Genomic DNA, 22,827 nt, shown 5'->3' on the forward strand with positions numbered 1-22,827 from the left:
TTCCAGACCGACTGCATTCAGCCCTGTGTTTTCACGAACTGATCGTGGTATTCCTCAACCATGTGGCGGAGCGAGCGTCCGATCGCCGCATACTGGAACTCGTTGAGGTTGGCCAGAGAGGCGCGTGCCGTAGGGCGGGTGGCGCCAAAACCCGCTCCGGGCAGAAGCACGATTCCGGTTTCATCCGCGATACGGAACAGGATTTCACCCGTGCTGGCCCGCTCCAGCATCCATTTTGCGAAGTCCTCGCCATAGAGAGCACGGCAGGTGTCCTCAAGGTCAATGAGAGTGTAGTAGTCCACCGCATTCGCATCTTCCTTGGGTTTTAAACCCAGTTCCCGATACAGAGCGGCTTCGCGGCGACGGATGACACTCTTGAGAGTGGCTTTGTAGCGGCCTTCCTGATCCATGAGTGCGAACAGGGAGAACAGCACCATCTGGACCTGCTGCGGTGTGGACAGGCCGGCTGTGTGATTGAGCGCTACCGCACGGCTGTCCGCCACCAGGCGGTCGATGAATTTCAGAGAGGATGCATCCGTGGTCAGGCTGGTATAACGCTTTTCCAGCGCTGCCTTTGCATCCACCGGAAGCTGTGCCAGGCGTGCATCGATCTGATTGTCCTTGTGCATGCCAATGACGCCCAGACGCCAGCCGGTCGCACCGAAATACTTCGAGAAGGAATAGACAAGGATCGTGTTGCGCGGGCAGACCGCATACAGCGACCGGAAGCCGTCGGCAAATGTGCCGTACACATCGTCGGTCAGGATCATCAGATCCGGACGGTCCTTGACGATGGAGGCGATCTTCTCAAGCGAGGCATCGTTCATCTTGACCGATGGCGGGTTGCTCGGATTGACGCAGAAGAACATCTTCACTGCCGGATCGCGCAGCTTCTCAAGTTCGCTTTCCGGATACTGCCAGTCCACTGAAGGGTCGGCCTGAATGGCAACGACTTCGAGGCCATATTCCTCAAGCTGCGGGATCTCGATATAGGGCGAGAAGATCGGTATGCCGATCGCCACCTTGTCGCCCTTGCGGATGAGATCGTTCTGCTTGAGCGAATTGAAGACATAGGCCATGGCGGCCGTGCCGCCCTCGGTCGCGAAAAAGTCCGTGGAATCGAGAGAAAGTTCGCCCCCCACCATCTCGCGCAACACGTACTGGCCCACGACTTTCTCGCTTAGCGTCAACATGCGCGGCGGCGTCGGGTAATAGCAGCCGAGGATGCCTTCCACCATTTCCAGCAGGAATGTGTCAGCGGGCAGCCCCATCTGGTCACGCACATAACTGACGGCATGACTGAGAAGGGCGGCGCCTTCTTTTCCGTAGTTATCGGCAACGAAGCGGTCAAAACGCCCTTCAATCCCTTCCACGCGCACGGTCCCACCAAGCCCCGGAGAGAGATAGGACAACGACAGGCGTGCTTCCGAGAGCGCGAACTGACCGAGGAGAAAAAATGCATCGCGGGGCAACGTGGCCAGAAAATTGGGATTGCCGCGACCGGCGTTCAGCATCATGCGATCCGCCTTTGAGAAGGCAAGGGCGATCAGCGTATCCTTCAGTTCGAAGGGGCTGAGATCACGATATTTCGAGTAATCGATGGACATTGTCCGGTCTCCTTGCCGTGAAATGTTCAGGAAAATGCGACCACAAGCGGCCCGAGCAGCGTCAGCAGCACATTCGCTACCGCATAGGTGATGGCGAACGGTGTTGTCGGAACGGCATTGCCCGCCTTGTTCAGAACCTCACCGAATGCAGGATTGGCGCTGCGCGAACCTGCAAGCGCTCCGGCAAAAATGGCCGTATTGTCGTAGCGCAGCACGTAACGGCCAAAGAACATGGTGAGGATGAGCGGCACCAGCGTCACCACCACACCCAGGAGAAAGAGCGTGATTCCGTGTTGCATGATGGTCGCGATGGCCTGCTGGCCGGTCTGAAGCCCTGTGACGGCGACAAAGCCTGCGAGACCCAGATCAACCAGAAGGTTCGAGGCTGCGGAAGGCATGTTTCCACTTGCGCGGTGACGGCTCTGATACCAGCCGAACAGCAGCCCCGAAAGAAGAGCGCCGCCGCCACTGCCGAGCGTGAGCGGAACAGACCCTATATGTACGACGGCCAGACCGATCAGCAGACCAAGAGCGATACCGAGGGAGTGGAAGACCAGATCGGTCTTTACGGAGGGGATCAGGATCGTGCCGATCTGGTTCGCTACACGTTGCACATCTGCCGATGTGCCGAGCAGCGTCACCATATCCCCGTCTTTTACCGCCGTGTCAGGGGTGACAGGAAGCGTCGTGCCCGCGCGGGAGAGGGCTACGAGATAAACGCCATGACGGGCTGCAGCCGACAGGGATTGTGCGCACTGACTGACGGTCTTCCCGGAAAAGTCCTTTCTGGACAAGACAACATCGCGCCGTAGCAGTGCGATATCCATGCCCGGGACTTCGCCGCATTCCTGCCCGATCTTCTGTCCTATGGTGAGGATGTCCGCGCGCTGTCCCACAAGCAGCACCTGATCGCCAGACATCAGTGCGACGTCAGCACCCACGCCGACATCCTTGCCCTCACGGAGGATCTGTTCCACCGTCACGCCGCGCGCCAAGCTCTCCACACCGGAAACGGTAAGGTCGGATTTGGTAATTCGGTAAGCCCGTCCAATAAGGTTTGGCAGTGCGGACACTTCGCCTTCACCCGGAACATGCACGCCTCCGGCCTGTGCGGTTTCGGCTTTGATTGCGTCTTCCCGGATGCCGCGCTTCATGAACCACGGCAGGACGTTTACGCACAGGAGGATCGGGCCGATGGATCCGAAAATGTAGGTCACGGCGTATCCCACCGCGACATTGCCCTGAAGCTGCTGCACCTGCGCGAGCGGTAGATCAAGCTTTTCCAGTGAAGAACCGGCCGTGCCGATGATGGCTGATTGGGTGAGGCCGCCAGCGGCCAGTCCGGCCGCCAGTCCTTTGTCGAGATGGAACATGCGCGCGACCGTCACGACCGTGATCAGGCCCGTAATGGCGAGCACCACGGCCATCAGGATTTCCCGTAGTGACTGCCGTCCGAGTGAACGGAAGAACTGCGGGCCGCTCTGGTATCCCACCGCATAGATGAAGAGTGCGAACAGAACGTTCTTGATACCTGAGTCGATATGCACGCCCACCTGACTGAGCAGCACAGCGGCGAGCAAAGACCCGGCCACGCCACCAAGCTGGAATGAGCCGAAGCGGAATCGACCGATCCAGCATCCGATCACGAGGGCGAGAAAGAGAGCGATTTCCGGACACGCACTAAACAGGCCGGCCAACGGGGCAGTGAATGCGTGCAACACGAAATTCCTTGGGTTCGTTCTGGTTTTCGTGGGCGACCATCGTGGTCGCTCACATTTCCGTCATTGATAAAGATCAATGGAATAAATGTTTAATACTTTAATTATAATCGTATTTATCTCGTAATATTTATAATTCGAAATGAAAATGATTTCGTGTGTAGGTTATGTGTGGATTTTGGAGTTTAAAGTGCATTTAAAACTGACTGTGGCGCGGAAATGGGTCTCATTTTCTTCTTGTCTTGGAATAAGATGAGAAAAGAAATTTTTGCGTGTCAGTCTCAAGGCAAAGAAAAACCCCGGCTTTTTCAAGCCGGGGTAAACGACAGAGTCATCCGCTGATGGGTCTACCGGGTGAGTGTCATTCCCACTCAATAGTACCGGGCGGCTTGGATGTAATGTCATAGGTCACACGATTGATGCCGCGTACCTCATTGACGATGCGGCTGGCTACGCGGTTGAGGAAGCCCATGTCGAACGGGAACACTTCCGCCGTCATGCCGTCGGTGCTGGTCACGGCCCGGAGTGCCACGGCTTGATCGTAGGTGCGGCCATCGCCCATGACGCCCACCGTGCGTACCGGCAGCAGCACCGCGAAGGCCTGCCAGATGGCATCATAGAGACCCGCATTGCGGATTTCCTCAAGATAGATGGCGTCCGCCTTGCGCAGCAGGTCCAGTTTCTCGCGGGTGATGGAATCACTGGGAATGCGGATGGCCAGACCGGGGCCGGGGAACGGATGGCGCCCGACAATGCTCTCGGGAATCTCCAGTTCGCGCCCGAGATCGCGCACCTCGTCCTTGAACAGTTCACGCAACGGTTCGACCAACTGCATGTTCATACGCTCGGGCAGGCCGCCGACATTGTGATGCGATTTGATGGTGACGGAAGGACCGCCCGTGAAGCTGACGCTCTCGATCACGTCGGGATAAAGCGTGCCCTGAGCGAGGAACTCTGCCCCCCCGATCTTGGCGGCCTCTTCCTCGAACACCTCGATGAACAGGCGACCGATGGTCTTGCGCTTCACCTCCGGGTCCGTGACGCCTTCAAGCGCAGACAGGAACAGATCGGACGCATCGCGGTGAATCAGCTTGATGTTGAACTGGCCACGAAAGGTCTTGACCACCTCTTCCGCCTCACCCGCGCGGAGCATGCCGTGATCGACGAAGATGCAGGTAAGCTGGTCTCCGATGGCCTCATGGATCAGCACGGCGGCGACCGAGGAATCCACACCGCCCGATAGACCGCAGATCACGCGCTTGTCGCCCACCTGCTTGCGAATCTTTTCGATCTCGACATCGCGGAAACGGGCCATGGTCCATGTGCCGGTGCAACCCGCGACATTGTGCGTGAAGTTGCGCAGAAGGGCTGCGCCATGGGGCGTGTGCACGACCTCGGGGTGGAACTGCACGCCGTAGAGCCTGCGTCCTTCATCGGCGATGATGGCAAATGGTGCGCCCTCGGACGTGGCGACGGCGCGGAAACCGGGCGGCAACTGCGTCACGCGGTCGCCGTGGCTCATCCACACTTGTTCACGACTGCCGCGTGCCCAGACGCCACGGAACAGGGCGCAGTCTTCGGTGATGTCCACGAAGGCGCGCCCGAATTCGCGGTGATCGGAGCCTTCGACCTTGCCGCCGAGCTGGTTGCACATGGCCTGCTCACCGTAGCAGATGCCCAGCACCGGAATGTTCAGCGCGAACACCACCTCCGGGATGACCGGCGCTCCTTCGTCATGCACACTGGCCGGACCGCCGGAGAGAATGATGCCGCGAGGAGCGAAGGCGCGGATACGTTCCTCGTCCGCCGTAAACGGCCAGATCTCGCAATAGACACCGCTCTCGCGCACGCGGCGGGCAATGAGCTGCGTGACCTGCGAGCCGAAATCAAGGATCAGGATCCGGTCGGCATGCAGGGCGGTGTCGGTGATGGTGGCGTCCTGGGCGGTGCCGGACATGGCAGGCTCCTCTCGGGTGGGTGCGGTGCGCTTCCGCCGGACGGCAGGAAAGCGGTACGCATACATTGCGGCGTTCTCCTCGCGGGGTATAGGACGAGGCAGGGGGTGTCGTCACCCGTTTCCCGCGTGTTCCGTCCCGGTTGCGCGCGGTCCGCTACTGCTTCGTGGAGGTCTGCCGATGCGCGCCCGTCTCCTGCCCTGTCTGTGTCGCGCCTTTTTCCTTTCGGCTGGCATGTCGGCTGCCGCTCTTCCCGCGTTTGCGGACAAACCGACCGGCGAATGGGTGGGCATGCTGGTGACGGATCAGGGCACCTGCCCCGATCATCAGGACTCCATTTTGCAGGTGGAAACTGACCGCGTGGCCTTCACACCCGCCACAGGGACGCTCGTGCTGCGCGGAAAGCCGGACAAGAATCTCAAGCGGCTGCACGCCCAGCTCATGCTCAAGGACAAGGACGGCAAGCCATTGCCCTGGGTGTTCGAAGGGCAGCCCGATGGCGACAGCATCAAGGGGGTCTTTGGCACGCCCAACTGCCGCGCCCACATCGTCCTGCATCGTCCTCAGGGCAGTGCATGGAAGAACTTCATGGGAGACTGACCCCAAGGGTCGTCTTGCCGCCGCATTACGGAATCTGTCTCTTATGGACCTGACTGGCCAGATCGTTCTTCCTGATCGCATTCTTCCCGGCACGCTGACGCTTGAGGGGGAACGCATCCGCGCTGTCACGCCGCTGCCGAAAGCGCCCGCGCGCTATATTCTGTCGGGTTTTATCGATGGCCACGTGCATGGCGGTGACGGCGCGGACACGATGGATGGGGTGGCGGCGATCCATCGCCTTGCGCGTTTCCACCTGACGCATGGCACGACCACCATCCTGCCCACGACTATCACGGCCCCATGGCCGGATGTGATGAACGCACTGAAGGCCGTGGCGGAAGCACAGCGCAACGCGCCCGGAGGTGGACCGATCCTTCACGGCGCGCATCTTGAGGGGCCGTTCGTCAGCCCGCACCGACTGGGCGCACAGCCCCCGTTTGCCATTCCACCGTCACCCGGGCTTGTGGCTCAGGCTCTTGAAACCGGCGTCGTGCGTGTGGTGACGCTGGCTCCTGAACTGGAGCACGCCGATACGGCGATGGAGAGCTTCGCGCGCGCTGGCGTGCGTGTGAGCCTTGGTCATACAGTGGCGGGTTATGAAGAGGCCGAAGCGGCAATCTGTCGGGTGTGCGCGGCGGGGGGCACTGTAGGAGGCACGCATCTCTTCAACGCCATGCCTCCCATTGAGGGGCGGCGTCCCGGTCCTGTCACGGCGCTGATGTGCAGTGATGAAGGCCATGCGGAGATGATTTTCGACACGCATCATGTCCACCCAGCCACTTTCCGGCTGGCGGCCCGGGTGATGGGGCGCCGGTTGCTTTTCGTGACTGACGCCATGCGTGGTACGGGTCAGCCGGAGGGGCCAAGTCAGCTTGGCGGTCAGGATGTGGAAATCCGCAATGGGGCCGTGCGTCTGCCGGACGGGACGTTGGCAGGGAGCATTCTCACGCTGGACGTGGCGCTGCGCAACGCCGTGACGGTGGGAGGCATGTCTCTGCCCGAAGCTTCACGCCTGGTCTCGGCCAATCCGGCCGCATGGCTCGGGCTGCATGACCGCGGGCGGATCGCGTCGGGGCTACGGGCCGATCTGGTGGTGATGGATGCCGGGTTCTTTGTGCGGGAGGTATTTGTCGGTGGGGCGACGGTGTTCAGAGTTTAAATGTTGCTCCTCTCACGGCCCCGCCTTCGTCGGCGGCGTCACTGTCAAAATCGCTCCAAAACTGTTGTTGCTGCGGTCAATGTCGGGAATGGTGAGATCGGGATCGACGATCGCCGTGCGTACGGGCTGATTGCCGGCCACTTCCACCGTCAGTTCGTTATGCTGCACCCACGCTTCGGTGGGGATACGTACGCGTGCCGAACTGCCGTCTTTCCATGTCACCTGCAATGTTACGGGCAAAGGCAGCCAGCCGCGGTTTACCACTTTGACGAGCGCCCCTTTCGCAGGGTCGTCATCGGGATAGGTCACGGGCGCCACGGCATAGTCGGGGGCCCAGTTGTTGAAGAACCAGCCACGCCAGAACCATGAGAGGTCTTCTCCGGTCTCGCTGCTCATAAACCGGAAGAAATCCGATGGCGTGGGGTGATGATACGCCCATTCCATGATCCATGCGCGGAAGGCGCGGTCGAAGCGTTCGGGGCCAATGATCTGCTCACGCAGAAGGGTCAGTCCGTAAGCTGCCTTGAAATAGGTGAGCGGGTGACGATACGTCTCCGGCACCGTGTCGCTGGGAGCCATCAGCACGGGGGCAGCCGGGTCGCGCAGCAGGGCAGTGATGTCGGTCGCGGGTCGTCCACTCGTGGGAGCGAACTCCGCATCCCGCTTGGGCGCGAATTCACCCTGATTGAAATCGGGTGCGGCCAGAGTGCCAAGGAACGTGGCGAAGCCCTCATCCATGAAAGCATTGCGCCGTTCGTTGCTTCCCACCAGCATGGGGAACCACTGGTGCGCGAATTCATGCACCGTCATGGCGAAAAGCTGGCCGTCCTTCTCGTCCTTTCCCTCAAAGGCCAGTCCCGGATACTCCATGTTCGCACCATGGCCGCCGACAGCCACAGCATTGGGCCAAGGGTAGGGAAAGAGGCGGGTGGAGAAGTCCTCGATGGCGTGTTTCACATAGGATACGGCGCGGTCCCATCCATGCGAGCCCATGGCTTCCACGGGGTAGACCGCCATGGCCAGACGGGGTGTTGCGTCGGACTTGCTGGCCACCGTCTGGGTTCCGATGTCCAGTCGGGCGGCGTCCCACAGGAACGCGGCGGAGGCGGCAAACGCCACGTCCCGCGTGTCGTTCATGTGAAAACGCCATGTTTTTGTTTTAGGTGCGGGAGGCGTGGACTTGGCTGGCTCGTTCTTGTGAGCGGAAGCCTTGTCCACTGTTTTGGGGGCCGGAGACGGGGCGGGAAGTTCCGCCGTGACAGCCGCCAGAACCTCGTCGCGGGTACGGATCATCACGCGCTGTTCGCTTCGCGCTGCCTGCGTGAGCCGGTCCCGCTGTTCGCGTGTCAGCACGTCGTCGGCGTTCACCAGCGCACCGGAGCCTGCAACGATGAAATCTGAGGGTACTGTCACGCTGTAATCGAAGTTTCCGGTCTCCAGATAGAACTCCTGACCCAGTCCGGGCAGTGTGTCCCACCCACGCAGATCGTCATAGACAGCCATGCGCGGATAGAACTGCGCCACTTCGTAAATGTCGCCATTCTGGCTTGGAGAAACGGCGGTGCGGCCGCCCCAGGCGCCGGGCAGGGTGAGATGCCAGACGATGCGCAGGCGATATTTTTCGCCCTTGTGCAGCGGCCGCACGAGGGGAAGCTGCATCCGTGTGTCCGAGATGACAGGCACGATGGGCGTATCGTGCTCTTCCTGTTCGATCGTGACACTTTCGATGGTCACGCCGTCCGTGTGGTGCGTGTGCCAGGCGGGCGTTGCGAAGTTGGCGCGCGCGCCCTCACGGTAGGCGTTCTGGTCCAGATGCACCCACAGCACATCCAGATCGTCAGGACTGTTGTTGGTGTAGGTGATGGTTTCATCCCCACTCAGCACGCGACTGATAGGGTCGATGGCCACGTGGATGTCATAGTCCGCGCGGTTCTGCCACGCCTCCGGTCCACGTCGACCGCTGCCCGAGCGGAAAGCGTTGACCGGATCGGGCCACGCCAGAGGTGCAAAGATACGCGCCGGATCGGGGGGCGGCATCTGGAGGACAGGTGGCGTGGGGGACGGGCTTTCCGTCGGGGCGTCGGCCGCGCGGGCGAAAGGGGACAGCACGGTCGTCACCAGCAATCCGGCCAGAAGCGGGACAGTGAAGCGTCGTCGGGTGATCCCTTCCCTTCCCCTTGAAAGACCGGCGGAGCCGGACGGGGCGGGGCGGAAGGGGGACCGGGCTCTCACGTTTCCTGACTCCTGACGACGAAACTCGAATGCATGCACGCCTTCTTCTGCTACTCCAGCATCAGAGGGCGTCAAGGACGGGCAACCATGCGTCAGGGGAAAGCGCAGGGCCGCGCCGTTCGTTCCACCTGATGCCATTGTCATCACCCAATCAGGGGCACACCATGCACGGTATGACCTTCCGTTTCGTTTACACTTTCTCCGTTTTGTCTGCTCTTCTCCTGTCCGGTGTCGCCCACGCGGCCCCGGAAACCGCGCCGGATCGCACCGGAGAGGCGGTCTCGCGCCGTTTCGAGGCCATCCGCCATGACCCTGCCGCGCGCTCGGTTTTTCTGCGCGCGTTTCCCAAGGGCGCGGATCTGCACAACCATCTGGTGGGCGCGATTCCGGCCGAGCATCTTCTGGAGTGGGCCGATCAGGACCAGCGCTGCGTGAATCCGGACACCGGCGCCATCACCGCGACGCGCTGCCGCTTCGGTTTCCATCCGGCGCGGGATGCAGACCCGGTGCAGGCGGTCATGGCCGATCCAAAACTGGCCGCGCGGACCATCGATGCACTCTCCACACGCGATTTTGTGCCCACCGCGGACGATCGCTCGCTCCACGATCACTTCTTTGCCACCTTCGACAAGTTCCTTCCCGCCACGGTGGGACGGGATGCCGATATGCTGGCCGATGCCCTCACGCAGGCGGGGCAGGATCATGTGACCTATGTGGAACTGATGGTGTCCCCGCAATTACTGGAGGCGGCGCGGTTGGGCGCATCTTCAACCATACGCGACGAGGCCGGCATGACGGTGGCGCTGGGGCGTATCACGCCTCATCTGTCTCATCTTGTGAAACTTGCGCGTGAGGAAACGGACCGGATGGAGCACGGCGCGCGCCAGAAGATGAAATGCGGGACGCCGCAGGCATCGCCCGGGTGTCAGGTGGCTGTGCGGTATCTGTGGCAGTCGGTGCGGATCATGCCGCCGGGTATGGTGTTCTCCCAGTTGGCCTTCGGTTATGCGCTGGCGCAGGCGGATACCCGTTTTGTGGGGCTGAACATTGTGGGGCCGGAAGACAACCCCGTCGCCATACGGGATTACGCGCTGCATATGGACATGTTCCATGTGTTGTCCGAGCGCTGGCCTCATGTGAAACTTTCTTTGCATGCCGGAGAACTGTCTGGAGGACTGGTGCCGCCGGAAGGTCTGCTCTCGCACATCCGGCAGGCCGTGGAAGTGGCTGGCGCGCGCCGCATCGGACATGGCGTGGACATCATGCAGGAGACAGACCCGTATGGTCTGCTCACGGAGATGGCCAAACGCAACGTGCTCGTGGAAATCAACCTGACCAGCAACGAGCAGATCCTCGGTGTGAAGGGCGCGGACCATCCTTTCCCGGTTTTCCGTGCGCATGGTGTTCCCGTGGCCCTGTCCACGGATGACGAGGGTGTTCTGCGCAGCACGCTCACGGACGAATACATCCGCGCTACCACGCGCTATGGCCTGTCGTACACCGATCTTCGCGATCTTTCCCGTATGGGTCTTGAACATGCCTTTGTGCCCGGTGACAGCCTGTGGGCGTCTGTGTCCCCCTTCACCATCGCGGATGCTTGTATCGACCGTGTACCGGGTGACGCGCCCACTGATGGGGCCTGCCACGATCTCCTGAGCCGCAGTGAGAAAGCGCGTCTGCAATGGAAGCTGGAGGCGGACCTTACCCGTTTCGAGGAGGCGGTGATGAAGGGGGAGGTGGTGCCGCAATGAACAGGACATTGGCCCGTGCTGCCCTGCTCGGCGCAGCGCTTCCCCTCGTGCATCTGGTTTCCCTCGCTCGTGGTGCAGAGGCACCGCTTCCGGTGCGCGTGGTTGTGGTCACGACATTCGAGCTGGGCGCGGATACGGACGACACGCCGGGCGAGTTCCAGCATTGGGTGGAGAGACTGCCTCTGCCCACCGTTCTGCCGGCGCCGGGCAGCGATCATGGCACGCTGCGTTACAATGCCACCATGCAGGTACTTGGCATCGTGACGGGCGAGGGGCCGTCGCACATGGCGTCCGCCATGACGGGACTGGCGCTGGATACACGCTTCGATCTGCGTCGTGCCTATTTCATTCTTGCCGGAATCGGCGGGATCGATCCGAATTTCGGTTCCATCGGTTCGGCGGTCTGGGCACCGCATGTGGTCAATGGCGGGCTGGCGCATATGGTGGATGCGCGTGAGATGCCCGCGTCATGGCCGGACGGTTTCACTCCCGTTCAGGGAGCGGTCCCTGAACCCACGCCGGTCCCACCGCTTCATTCGCAGTGGGGCGACATGGCCTACACGCTCGATCCGGGACTGGTGGGCTGGGCGTGGAATCTGACACGCGACATTTCACTTCCCGATACGGATAAACTTCGTGCAAATCGCGCGCGCTACACAGGGTTTGAAAAAGCGCAGAAACCACCCGCCGTGATGCGTGGTGATACACTGTCCTCCGAGACGTTCTGGGTGGGGGCGCGCATGAACGCCTGGGCGGAGCGCTGGGTGCGATACTGGACGCAGGGGCAAGGTGTTTTCGCGACCACGGCGGAAGAGGATGTCGCGTTCATGCAGGCGCTCTCAGCGCAGGCAAAAGCGGGCCGCGTGGACATTCGGCGCGCACTGGTGCTGCGCGCTGGCAGCAATTACGACATGCCGCCGCCGGGTGGGGCGGCGGCACAGCTTCTGCGCGACGAACAGACGGAGAACGGTTTTGCCGGTTTCCTACCGTCTGTGGAGGCGACGTACCGTGTGGGCAGTGTAGTCGTGCGCGAACTGGTGCGGCACTGGGATCGCTACGCCAACACCATGCCGCAGGAACATGCGCGGCCTTGATGCCGGAGTTTTTCTTTCGCGATCAGAGTTTTTCAGGGAGCGAGGCCATGTCGATGACAAAGCGGTATTTCACATCCGAGCGCAGCACGCGTGTGTAGGCGTCATTGATCTGATCGATGCGGATCAGTTCGATCTCACTGGTGATGCCGTGCTTTCCGCAGAAATCCAGCATCTCCTGCGTTTCCTGAATCCCTCCGATGGCAGAACCTGACAGACTGCGGCGTTTGGCCACAAGGCTGAACGCTCCCACGGCTATCGGCTTCTCCGGCAGACCCACCAGCACCATATGCCCGTCCTGACGCAGCAGGCTGAGATAGGCGTTAATGTCGTGATCGGCCGAGACAGCATCGAGAATAAAGTCGAAACGATTGGCTTCCGACGCCATGGCGGCCGCGTCCTTCGAGATCACAACGCGGTGCGCGCCCAGTCGCTTTCCGTCTTCGATCTTTCCGGGCGATGTCGTGAACAATGTCACCTCCGCCCCGAGAGCGACCGCGAACTTGACGGCCATATGCCCCAGTCCGCCCAGCCCCACCACACCGACACGTCGTGATCCCTGCGCAGAGCAGCGGGGCGGCGGCAGCCGGATCGAGGTTTTCGGGCACACGCAGCACGAAATGCTCATCGACCACGATGTGAAGGGCATAGCCTCCGAACGTGTGGGCGCCAGTCGTGGGAAAAGCGGGGTCCGGACTGTTGTAGGTCCATGTGGGCGTCGCGTCGCAGTATTGTTCCAGTCCGTTTTGACAGGAGGGGCACTCCCGGCAGGAGTTGACCATGCACCCCACACCCACCCGTTCACCGACGCGAAAACGTGTCACGTCATCTCCCACCGCCGCGACACGTCCGATGATCTCGTGGCCGGGCACGCAGGGATAGGAGGACTCACCCCATTCGCTGCGGACGGTGTGAATATCGGAATGACAGACGCCGCAATGCGTGATGTCGATCTTTACGTCGAGCGGGCCGCAGTCACGGCGTTCGAAGGTGAAGGGTGCAAGCGGTGCGGTCGCGCTGGAAGCGGCATAGCCGACACAGGAAAACATGAGGCGTTCCTTATCTTTTAAGGGAGAATCTGGCGCGTATCCTCCGGCAGAGAGGTGGGCGGGTCAACGAACGCTGTTGTGAGAAACATTGCTCGGAAAGAGCTGTCGTTGAGATTTCTCACAGGGAGCGTTACGGAAGGGCAGGCTCTGACCGGGGCCAGTCTGCGCCCTGCCAGCCGGAGGACACGGCCATCTCGATGGAAAACGGATCATGAACGACACGACCGCACCTGCGGTGGAACCGATGACCCTGAAGATCGGTGATCCGGCTCCGGATTTTACCGCACGCACCACACAGGGCGCGTTGTCCCTCAGTGGCCTGCGCGGGGGATGGGTGGTGCTGTTCTCGCATCCGGCGGATTTCACACCCGTCTGTACCAGTGAGTTCATGGCGTTCGCTAAAGCGGCTGACCGGTTTGCCGCGTTGGACTGTCGGCTCGTGGGTCTGTCCATCGACAGTCTGCCCTCCCACCTTGCGTGGGTGGAAGCCATCCGCTCCTGCTTTGGCGTGGATATTCCCTTTCCTATTATCGAAGACCCGTCCATGGCCATTGCCCGTGCTTATGGGATGCTGGATGCGCACGCCCATAGCAGCGCTACGGTGCGTGGTGTGTTCGTGATCGACCCGCAGGGGTTCATTCGCGCCATCAACTGGTATCCGGCGTCCGTTGGCCGCTCGGTGCCCGAACTTCTGAGGTTGGTTACGGCCTTGCAGGTGGTGGACCGCGAAGGTGTGATGACCCCCGAGGGCTGGACGCCCGGGGCGGATGTGGTGGTGGCGAGTGATCTGACGCAGGACGCCGTGAGCAAGGCCGGTCCGGCGTGGTTCCTGCAATACGCAAAGATGCCGCGTTCATGAGCGCACTGACAGCGGACGAAGCAAAGACTCTGAGTGAGCGACTACGGCTTTTCGCCCAGCCGCAGCGTCTGCTCATTCTCTCCACTCTCTTGGAGGGGGAACTGGCCGTCAGTGACATCGAAACGCGGACCGGCGTGACCCAGCCCACCCTGAGCCAGCAGATCGGCACGTTGCGCCGCGCAGGCGTTCTGACGGCACGGCGGGATTCCCGTTCGATGTATTACAGTTTTGCCAGTGAGGACGAGCTGAAGCAGGCGCGATTGCTCATGGGGGCGTTGGACATGCCCGTACCAGAGGGACCGCCGCTTTCGCGTACCCCCAGCCCTCCTGTCGTTCAGCCACAGCCCTCGCCACGAACGACAGTCGGCGGGGGAGCGTGTTTCGCACAGGTGACTGGCCGCTCTCCCGGTGGTTCCCGCTGAAAAGCGAGTATTTCCGGATCAGTTGGAAGTGCCGGGCAGCTTGAGATAGCCCGTTGCGGGTGAGCGTTTTTGTGTGGATGTCGCGTTTGTGTCGCTGCTGGTGTCGGAAGACGGCGCGCCACCAGGGAAGATGGCGTCCGGTTCATCGTCGTTTGTGGCGGGCGTGCTGGACGTCGTCGAAGGCGCTGCGGCGGTGGACGCTGGTGCTGTTGTCTTGGTTCCCGTGTCAGCGGAAGACGGGCTTGTCGGGGCTGCATCTGCTGCGGGGACGGCGGCTGTGTCAGCAGGAGGGACCGCGGCCTGCGGTTTGGCTGGCGTCGTGCCATCAAGGGACTGGCTCTGGATGGCGTCCTGCGTGGGGCGTCCGCCCGCGTCCACCAGCCAGTCCTTGAGATTGTTGCGGATCTGGTATTCCAGCTCCACGTTCATGTCCTGCATCATCTGGCGCGTCAGCTCATACAGGTTGGCGCGGCTGTCCGCATCGCCCTTCGAGAGATCGGGCTTCATGTCGCGTTTTACATGCGCTTCCACGACGCCGACTTTCTGTCCGGTGGCGGAGGTGATGTCGAGATGCGTGTCCATCTGTCCCGACAACGTGCCGCCTGCGTCATGCAGGATGGAGGCGCGGTCGATGGTGAACACGGCCGAACCGCTCTGTCCGGCGGCGATGAGCCGATCCTGCGCCATCTGCGTCAGAGCCTGCGCGGGGGGAATGGGCGCATCAGTGGCTTCATCGCCGGGCACGGCACCCGGCGTTGCGTCGTTCACAACCCGCATGGTGGCGACGTTCAACTGAAGCTGGGAGAGATAGTCGTACTGGTAAGGCGGGAACGAGGTCACGGCGGTGGTGTCGGACGAACAGCCGGGAAGTGCTGAGACCGCGGCCAGAGAGAGCACCAGAAAGGACAGACGCGGCAGGCGCATCAGCATGCCGACGACCCGGTTGCGATCACGTTTCATCCCATCACTCCGTGTCTCACGCCCCTCGAAGGGGCTTTGTCTTGCCTGTCGGTGATGCCACATTTCCGTGCCTTCGTCATGACGCACGGAACACGCGGTCCTCACAGGTCATGGAGCATCGGCAGGGGGCAGCCCGTGATGGGTGGAAAACTCGTCCGATAGTTCTGCGGGAGGGATGTCTTCGGAACTGTCCGCGCCCGTCGCGGTAGAAGTCCGTCCGGGAAACTCCGGCAGGGACGTGGGTAGGGATGACGCCGCACCCAGCGTGAACCCTTTCCCGGCGACATCGGACAGACCGAACTTCATGACCGGATCTGCGGGGGCTTTCCCGATCGCATCCGGATCGCTGATGAAACGGGCCAGCAGACGGAAGGGAATGGTCGCGGCCTGTTCCGCCGGGCGCTCGCTGAGGATCAGATCCATCTGCGGGCAGTAAAGCACCGCAATGCCATGACTGTCGTCGAGTTCCGGGGCAGGGCGAACCAGTCCGGCATAGAACACATCGCCCGCATTGGGATCGGCAAAGCGCATGAGCACGAGATCGGGATCGTCGAGCACGCGGTAGCCCCGCAGCACCAGGCTGCCATGGGGCGAGAGAATGACGGGCATAGCCCGGTTCGCCAGCCCCTTCGCGGTTTCCAGAAGCTGCACCAGCGTCGCGGCGGGCAACGGTGGCCGATCGGCGCTGAAGGTGATCCCGTTTTGCGGCAGCATCGGTGGCGTAAGGCAGCCCGGCGGCGGCGAGCGTTCAAGCCATTCCCGCAGAAGCTCCTCGCACAACTGACGGCCCAGATTGCGCACGCTGTCCATTTTCTGGGGTTCCACCGGGCGGATGGCGGACAGGGTCTGCTGTGTCAGGGAAAGAAAAAACGGCGCAATGGCCGTCACCATTCCTTCACGCTCTGAATCTGGCAGATCATCCAGACAACTGGCGAGATAATCGAGACTCCCGTCCAGTATCCAGTAGGCCTCCTGCCCGCTCTCGTTGCGCATCCGCAGGATCGGGGTGGACAGCAGGCTGACATGCAGCGCGAAAGGCTGCCACCCCGGGTAAAACTCATAGATCGGCTGTCCGCGCATACGGATCGGCCGCATCGTGCCGTCAATACGCACGGCAATGCAGTTCTCATCCGGTGCGGCCGGGGCAATATCCCGGGAAGGAGAGGTGTTGGTCATGGTCGTGTCCGCTGTCAGGGCACCGGCTGGAAAGAGGCGCTTAGTGTCATGTCGGGCGGGTTCCCACCTCGTCACGGCCGAAATGGAAGTCGTGGTTGCAGAACTCGCATTTCATGGTGATCTGCCCATCTTCGGCCATGTGATCGAGATCGTCCTGAGGAAAGCGCGCGAGGATATCCGAAAGTTTCGCGCGTGAGCAGCGACAGCCATAAGCCAGTGCACGCGGTTGCCCCAACTGGAGGGATTCCTCATGGAACAGACGGTGCAGCAGGGTGGCAGGCGGCAGCGTGTCATCGAGCAGTTCGTCCTCGGTGAGCGTCGCGGCCAGCATGCAGGCTGTCTGCCAGGAGTCTTCCTCGTGCTCATCGAGCGCGTCGCGGGTCTCGGCATCCTGAATGCCGTCTTCCACGCCGCCACCATGAGCGATGCGCTCCAGAATCAGCGCTCCGGCCCGCCAGCCTTCCGGCCCCTTGCGGGCGGCCAGCATGATTTTGCAGGCGTGCTGCTCGCTGGTGTCGAAGTAGTGCATGGCCATGTCGGCGAGCGTGTCGCCCGTGATTTCCACGATGCCCTGGTGCCGATCCGTGTCCGGTCCCTGATCCACCGTCAGCGCAAGATAGCCCGCTCCGGTCAGCAGACGGTCGGTCGGGGCTGGGTTGGTGGCAAGCAAGGCTTCAAGCGCCTTCTCATCCGTGCGGGCGTAAAAGCGCAGTCCCCCCGTGTCCGTGCAGTCGGCCAGCAGCATGCCAACCGGCCCATCCCCCTTGATCTGGAGCGAGAAGGAGCCCTGAAACTTCAGGGCGCTCGCCAATGCCGCCACCAGCGCGAGCGCCTTGCCGCCAAGAGCGGACACGACGGTGGCGTTCTCATGACGGGTCAGCAGCACATCGGCCAGCCGCCCCAAGCGGACCAGTCGCCCGCGGACGGGCCGTCCTCCCAGATAAAACGGCGTCACACCGCCGGGCACCACCACGTCAGGAACGGCTGGGCGGTCGCGGTCGAGAAAAGCTGGTGCGTCCATGGCTCGGTCTCCTGACGGGGGCATATGGATAGGGAAAACGAAGCGTTTTAGAGGTCGGCCGTCAGGCGCGCTTCCAGCGCTTCAAGATCCTTCTCGAAGGCACGCCACTGCGTGGCATCGAGCGTGAAGGCCGCCTTCATGGCTGACAGCAAGCCCATCCGGCAGCTGTCATGCGCGCTGTCCAGATCTTCCGAGCGTGGGGCGCCAGCCAGACAGTCGATATAGGAATCGCGGAACCGCTGCGTTTTGTCGGCAGGCAGGCCCAGCTTTGCAAACACCTTGTCGGCCTCGGGTTCCAGCCAGCCGGGGGCGGCGGGCACGTCCTCCGTGGAGGTCATATGGATCGGGCCGCCTTCGGGGCCGTCCTGCGGGATGTCGCTCATGCCTCTTCCTTTCCGAACCGTGTCCAATCCTTGCCGCCCAATGCCCAGACGAGGAGACCTTTCTGCGCGTGCAGACGGTTTTCGGCCTCATCGAACACCACGGAATGGGGGCCTTCGAACACCTCTTCCGTCACTTCCTCTCCGATATGGGCAGGGAGACAGTGCATGAACAGGGCATCACGCGCGGCGAGTTTCATCAGGGCTGCGTCTACCCGGTAAGGTTCCAGCAGCGCGATACGTTCGGCGGCGGCCTCGTCGGACATGCTCACCCATGTATCGGTCAGCACGCAGTCAGCGTTGGTCACGGCCTCTTTCGGATCGTGCGTGAGCATCAGTTCCGCGCCCTGCCCGCGTGCCCACGCCACGACCTCGGCATTGGGCGCAAGCTGCGTGGGGGTGGCGATGTTCAGGCGGAAATCGAAAAGGGCAGCGGCCTCGATCAGGGACGAAGTGACATTGTTGCCGTCGCCCACCCATGCCAGCGTGCGTCCTGCGATCGGGCCGCGATGCTCTTCGAACGTCATGATGTCGGCCATGATCTGGACCGGATGGGACGCAGGCGTGAGACCGTTGATGACCGGCACGCTGGCCCAACGCGCCAGTTCGTGCAGTGCGGATGTCCGGCCCGTGCGCAGCACGATGGCGTCCACGAAGCGTGACAGCACGCGCGCCGTGTCCTTGACGGACTCGCCCCGACCCAACTGGGTGTCGGCCGAGGACAGCACCACGGCGTCGCCACCGAGCTGGCGCATGCCGACCTCGAACGAGACGCGCGTGCGGGTGGAAGGCTTGGAGAGCAGGATACCCAGTGCGCGGCCTTCCAGCGGACGGGCCGGATGAATCGGCCGACGGCGTCCGTGCTGCATCTTCTTGATGCCCGAAGCGACGTCGAGAATCTGCCGCAGTGTCGCCCGGTCCAGATCGCGCAGGTCGAGGAAATGGCGGATCGCGCTCTGCCCGACGGGTGCCGGAGCGGTGAGTGTGGAAGCGGCTGAGGCGGTCACGAGGTGATCTCCGGCGTTTTGGCGCCAGATGCGGCGCGCAGATGAGTAGCGGCCTGCCGGAGGCGGGATACGCCTTCCTCACAGTCCTGTTTCGAGATGATGAGAGGGGGCACCAACCGCAGCACGTTGTCGCCCGCCGCCACGGCCAGCAGGCCAGCGTTGCGGACGGCGTTCAGCACATCGCCCACCTTGGGCACGCAACGCAGACCGATCAGCAGACCAAGCCCTCGCCGCTCGGTGAAGATGTCGGGAAACTCCGTAATCAGGGTGTCGAGTCGTTCGTCGAGCAGGGCCGCGCGCTCCTGCACGCGCTCCATAAAGCCCGGTGCCAGCAGCACGTCGAGTACGGCATTGCCCGCAGCGCAGGCCAGCGGATTGCCGCCGAAGGTGGTGCCGTGCGTGCCGGGTGTCAGATGTTTCGCCACGGCTTCGCGGGCGAGGATGGCCCCGATGGGGAAACCGCCACCCAGCCCCTTGGCGGCGGACATGACATCGGGTTCCACACCGGCCCATTCATGCGCGAACAGTTTGCCCGTGCGGCCCACACCCGTCTGCACCTCGTCAAAGCCGAGGAACAAGCCGAACTCGTCGCACATGGTGCGCAGTTCCTTGAGGAAGCGCACGTCCGCGGCCTTGATGCCGCTCTCGCCCTGAATGGGTTCAAGCATCACGCCCGCCGTCTCGGGTGTGATGGCGTCGCGCACGGCGTTCATATTGTTGAGCGGCACGTGATCGAAGCCCGGCGCACGTTCGCCAAAACCATCGAGATAGGTCGGGTTGCCGGTGGCCGAAAGCATGCCCAGCGTGCGGCCGTGGAACGCGCCCTCAAAGCACAGAATGCGCGTGCGCTCGGGGTGGCCGCTCTTGGCCTGCGCGCGGCGCATGGCTTTCACCATGCCTTCGTTCGCTTCCGCGCCGGAATTGCAGAAAAACACGCTGTCGGCGAACGTCGCTTCCACCAGCCGCGCAGCAAGGCGTTCGGCCTGTGGCACGCGAAACAGGTTGGAGACGTGAATGACCTTCGCCGCCTGCTCGGTGATGGCCTTTACCAGATGCGGGTTGGCGTGACCGAGCGAGCAGGTGGCGATACCTGAGGCGAAGTCAAGAAATCGTCGTCCGTCCGTCGTGTACAGCCAGGCGCCTTCGCCCCGCTCGAAAGCGAGGTCGGCGCGGTTGTAGGTCGGCATCAGGGCGGAGATCATGGAAAGCGGTGCTTCCTGCTGGAATGAATGGGCTGAAACAGACATAGCCCGCTCCTGAAGGGAAGCGGGCGTCCGGTCCATTACCATGATGAACGCGGGCATGTGTCCAAGTCAAACGGCACGGGGATGAAAAGCGCGGTGGACTGCCTTTCGCAGGAGGCAGAGCAGTCTTTCAGCCCCCCATTATGGCGTCGTGGAGCAGTTTGAAATTGAGCGCCAGAATGACGGTGGCCACGATCCAGGCGAGCGCTGCGAGAGGACGTGAAATCGCGAAGTTGCCCATCATGTCACGCCGTGTGGTGAACCAGATCAGCGGGATGACGGCAAAGGGAAGCTGCATGGACAGGACGACCTGACTGAACACCAGAAGATCGTTCACATGGTCTGCCCCTAACACCAGTGTGACGAACACAACCGGCACGATGGCGAGACTGCGTGTAAGCAGCCGCCGCATCCAGTCCGGCAGACGCAGATCGAGGAAGCCCTCCATCACGATCTGACCCGCCAGTGTGCCCGTGATGGTGGAGTTCATGCCGGCTGCGAGTAGTGCCACGGCGAACAGGGTGGAGGCGATGCTCGCCCCGAGCACAGGCGACAGCAGGTGATAGGCGACGTCGATATCGGCCACGTCCGCATGGCCGGTGGTGTGAAAGGCCGCGGCCGCCACGATCAGGATGGCGGCGTTGATGAACAGCGCGAATGTGAGTGCGATGGTGCTGTCGAGCGTGCTGAACCGGATGGCCTCACGCAAACCGTTGGACGTGCGCTCGAACGCCCGCGTCTGCACGATGGAGGAATGCAGATAGAGATTATGAGGCATGACGGTGGCGCCAATGATCCCGATGGCGATGTAGAGCATGGTCGGATTGGTCACGATGGCGGGCTTCGGCACAAATCCCTTCATGATCGCCGCGACCGAAGGATCGGCCATTATGATCTGGGCGCCAAAGCACACCGCGATCACGACCAGAAGCCCGATGATGAAGGCTTCGAGATAACGAAACCCGCGCCCCATCAGAAGCAGCACTACAAAAGCGTCCAGCGCCGAGAGGAGAGCGCCGGCCACGAGAGGAAGGCCGAAGAGAAGCTGAAGCGCCACCGCCGTGCCGATCACCTCTGCGAGGTCACAGGCGATGATAGCCAGTTCGCAGGTGATCCACAGCACCATGTTGAGAGCTTTCGGACACCGTGCCCGACAGGCCTGCGCCAGATCGAGACCCGTGACGATGCCCAGCCGGGCGGACAGGGCCTGCAGCAGGATTGCCATCAGGTTGGACAGGAGGATGACGCTCAGCAGCGTGTAGCCGAACTGCGCTCCGCCCTGCAGATCGGTCGCCCAGTTGCCGGGATCCATATATCCCACCGAGACGAGGTAGCCCGGTCCCACGAAGGCCGCGAACCGCTTCAGCCATGGCGCGTCCGGGCCGGGCACACGGATGCTGGCGAAGACTTCGGGCAGGGAGCGGCGGACGACGGGTGTGTCGGACACGGGCGGGCTCTTTCTTCGGGTGCAATAGGGCGATCAATAAATATGCACAGTGCTATACTTTTTGGTGGAAGGAAAGTGGTTTCAGAAGATGCTGATCTGGCCATCGTTGTCTTCCACTCCTGGCCGATAAGGACATTTAGGATTGCCGCGCGCCTGAACACCGCAGGCGTCATTTTCTCATTGCATTATCATTTCAGGAGAACGACGATTCTCATCGGTGTAAATCTTGGCGGTCTTGAAGACGGCAGCACGTTTTCGACACGCGCTTATTACAATTACAATGTTCCCAACGCATCGCGTGCTGAAGGTTGGATTGCGCTTGGCTGCACAGCCGCGCGTATCCCGCACAATCTCTACCGCATGCAGCCCGGCGGCATGGGAACCGACTTTGACCCGACCTATTTCGGTTATTCCACGGCGTTGGCGCAGCCTTATCTGGATGCGAAAGGCTTTGTGTTCTTCGATCCGCATGGCTTCGGCAGCATCCAGACCAGTGGTGCGACTGTGGACATCACCACGACAGCGGGAGAGGCGCAGTATCTCGATTACATGACGCGTCTGGCGACAAAGGTCGCGGCGTGGATGGGCGATGCCAGCCCGTCATGCGTGGGCATCGGCCTGATGAACGAGCCGTCCCAGCACGACAACGCGACGTATCAGCCGCTGTGGAACAAGGCCATCGCGGCCATGCGCGGCGCAGGTTACAAGGGCACGATCCTTGTGCCATGGACCAATTGGCAGGCGGTCTCGCAGTTCAGTGCGACCAATCCGCCTTCCGCCGTGGTGGATGACGTAGGCCCTTGTGTGCTGGATGTTCACTGTTATCTCGATCAGTACAATACAGGCTCGGGCGCATCGGCCGCCAGTGCGACCATCGGTGTCGAGCGTTTCGCCGGGCTGTTCGCCTCCCAGTTGCCGTCGTGTTATTCTGGGATCGTCCTGAGCGAGACGGGATGTCCGAACGATGACATCTCGCGCACGGCATTCTCCAACATGCTCACGGCATTGGCGGCGGATTCGCGCATGATCGCCACCACCGTCTGGTGTGACGATGCGTGGCTTGCGAAAAACGCCAATTACATCACGGCGGATACGACCGATCCTCGTGTGCAGATCATGCTGGGCTGTCTGCCGAAATAAGGTGATGGG

18 protein-coding genes and 1 pseudogene are annotated in these 22,827 nt (G+C 62.0%); 7 read left to right on the forward strand and 12 right to left on the reverse strand.

Going from position 1 to position 22,827, the window contains the following annotated elements:
- Positions 1 to 17: 17 nt before the first annotated feature.
- The 3 genes from KUA11_RS08290 to guaA all read right to left on the reverse strand — a co-directional run bounded on the left by KUA11_RS08290 (position 18) and on the right by guaA (position 5,282).
- The gene (locus KUA11_RS08290) at positions 18 to 1,607 is read right to left on the reverse strand and encodes a bifunctional aspartate transaminase/aspartate 4-decarboxylase (RefSeq protein WP_217409844.1); all 1,590 of its coding nucleotides are present in this window, start codon (positions 1,605 to 1,607) and stop codon (positions 18 to 20) included.
- A gap of 26 nt (positions 1,608 to 1,633) precedes the next feature.
- Positions 1,634 to 3,328 carry an aspartate-alanine antiporter gene (gene aspT / locus KUA11_RS08295; protein ID WP_368040974.1) on the reverse strand — a complete coding sequence of 565 codons (1,695 nt, stop codon included), beginning with the start codon at positions 3,326 to 3,328 and terminating at the stop codon, positions 1,634 to 1,636.
- A gap of 358 nt (positions 3,329 to 3,686) precedes the next feature.
- Positions 3,687 to 5,282, reverse strand: a complete 1,596-nt coding sequence (gene guaA, locus KUA11_RS08300) for a glutamine-hydrolyzing GMP synthase (protein WP_166314275.1) — start codon at positions 5,280 to 5,282, stop codon at positions 3,687 to 3,689.
- 178 nt (positions 5,283 to 5,460) lie between these two features.
- Here guaA and KUA11_RS08305 point away from each other — a divergent pair, with 178 nt between their 5' ends.
- Together KUA11_RS08305 and nagA are read left to right on the forward strand one after the other, a co-directional pair.
- Positions 5,461 to 5,880, forward strand: a complete 420-nt coding sequence (locus KUA11_RS08305) for a hypothetical protein (protein WP_217409845.1) — start codon at positions 5,461 to 5,463, stop codon at positions 5,878 to 5,880.
- A 43-nt stretch (positions 5,881 to 5,923) separates the two neighbouring features.
- A complete protein-coding gene (nagA, locus tag KUA11_RS08310) occupies positions 5,924 to 7,039 on the forward strand; it encodes an N-acetylglucosamine-6-phosphate deacetylase (RefSeq protein ID WP_217409846.1) in 1,116 nt (371 codons plus the stop codon).
- A 12-nt stretch (positions 7,040 to 7,051) separates the two neighbouring features.
- On the opposite strand, the gene KUA11_RS08315 is transcribed toward nagA, so the two are convergent.
- A complete protein-coding gene (locus KUA11_RS08315; protein WP_408744172.1) occupies positions 7,052 to 9,202 on the reverse strand; it encodes a M1 family metallopeptidase in 2,151 nt (716 codons plus the stop codon).
- A gap of 233 nt (positions 9,203 to 9,435) precedes the next feature.
- On the opposite strand from KUA11_RS08315, the gene KUA11_RS08320 reads away from it, so the two are divergent.
- Together KUA11_RS08320 and KUA11_RS08325 are read left to right on the forward strand one after the other, a co-directional pair.
- Complete coding sequence (locus KUA11_RS08320; protein WP_254454779.1) at positions 9,436 to 11,022, forward strand: adenosine deaminase family protein; 1,587 nt, start codon at positions 9,436 to 9,438, stop codon at positions 11,020 to 11,022.
- Positions 11,019 to 12,116, forward strand: a complete 1,098-nt coding sequence (locus KUA11_RS08325; protein WP_217409847.1) for a purine nucleoside permease — start codon at positions 11,019 to 11,021, stop codon at positions 12,114 to 12,116. The genes KUA11_RS08320 and KUA11_RS08325 overlap by 4 nt, the downstream gene beginning before the upstream one ends.
- Positions 12,117 to 12,138: 22 nt before the next feature.
- Here KUA11_RS08325 and KUA11_RS08330 read toward each other — a convergent pair.
- Positions 12,139 to 13,162, reverse strand: a pseudogene (locus KUA11_RS08330) (NAD(P)-dependent alcohol dehydrogenase).
- 211 nt (positions 13,163 to 13,373) lie between these two features.
- On the opposite strand from KUA11_RS08330, the gene KUA11_RS08335 reads away from it, so the two are divergent.
- Complete coding sequence (locus KUA11_RS08335; RefSeq protein WP_217409848.1) at positions 13,374 to 14,021, forward strand: peroxiredoxin; 648 nt, start codon at positions 13,374 to 13,376, stop codon at positions 14,019 to 14,021.
- Complete coding sequence (locus KUA11_RS08340) at positions 14,018 to 14,443, forward strand: ArsR/SmtB family transcription factor (RefSeq protein ID WP_217409849.1); 426 nt, start codon at positions 14,018 to 14,020, stop codon at positions 14,441 to 14,443. Before KUA11_RS08335 ends, KUA11_RS08340 begins: the two co-directional genes overlap by 4 nt.
- An 18-nt stretch (positions 14,444 to 14,461) precedes the next feature.
- On the opposite strand, the gene KUA11_RS08345 is transcribed toward KUA11_RS08340, so the two are convergent.
- From KUA11_RS08345 to KUA11_RS08375, 7 genes are all read right to left on the reverse strand, one after another.
- Positions 14,462 to 15,403, reverse strand: coding sequence for a hypothetical protein (locus KUA11_RS08345; RefSeq protein WP_254454780.1), 942 nt, complete (start codon positions 15,401 to 15,403; stop codon positions 14,462 to 14,464).
- Between the two features lie 108 nt (positions 15,404 to 15,511).
- On the reverse strand, positions 15,512 to 16,579 hold the full coding sequence (locus KUA11_RS08350) for a hypothetical protein (protein ID WP_217409850.1): 1,068 nt from the start codon (positions 16,577 to 16,579) through the stop codon (positions 15,512 to 15,514).
- Between the two features lie 46 nt (positions 16,580 to 16,625).
- Complete coding sequence (hslO, locus tag KUA11_RS08355; RefSeq protein WP_217409851.1) at positions 16,626 to 17,600, reverse strand: Hsp33 family molecular chaperone HslO; 975 nt, start codon at positions 17,598 to 17,600, stop codon at positions 16,626 to 16,628.
- A 47-nt stretch (positions 17,601 to 17,647) separates the two neighbouring features.
- Entirely contained in the window at positions 17,648 to 17,983 is a 336-nt protein-coding gene (locus KUA11_RS08360; protein WP_217409852.1) for a hypothetical protein, read from the reverse strand.
- On the reverse strand, positions 17,980 to 18,987 hold the full coding sequence (argF, locus tag KUA11_RS08365; protein ID WP_217409853.1) for an ornithine carbamoyltransferase: 1,008 nt from the start codon (positions 18,985 to 18,987) through the stop codon (positions 17,980 to 17,982). The genes KUA11_RS08360 and argF overlap by 4 nt, the downstream gene beginning before the upstream one ends.
- A complete protein-coding gene (locus KUA11_RS08370; protein ID WP_217409992.1) occupies positions 18,984 to 20,189 on the reverse strand; it encodes an aspartate aminotransferase family protein in 1,206 nt (401 codons plus the stop codon). Before KUA11_RS08370 ends, argF begins: the two co-directional genes overlap by 4 nt.
- A 172-nt stretch (positions 20,190 to 20,361) precedes the next feature.
- The gene (locus tag KUA11_RS08375) at positions 20,362 to 21,678 is read right to left on the reverse strand and encodes an Nramp family divalent metal transporter (protein ID WP_217409854.1); all 1,317 of its coding nucleotides are present in this window, start codon (positions 21,676 to 21,678) and stop codon (positions 20,362 to 20,364) included.
- A 75-nt stretch (positions 21,679 to 21,753) separates the two neighbouring features.
- Between KUA11_RS08375 and KUA11_RS08380 the strand changes: the two genes are divergently transcribed.
- Positions 21,754 to 22,818, forward strand: a complete 1,065-nt coding sequence (locus KUA11_RS08380) for a cellulase family glycosylhydrolase (protein ID WP_217409855.1) — start codon at positions 21,754 to 21,756, stop codon at positions 22,816 to 22,818.
- Positions 22,819 to 22,827: the final 9 nt, after the last annotated feature.

Source organism: Acetobacter estunensis (assembly GCF_019083805.1).
Taxonomy (GTDB): Bacteria; Pseudomonadota; Alphaproteobacteria; order Acetobacterales; family Acetobacteraceae; genus Acetobacter; species Acetobacter estunensis_A.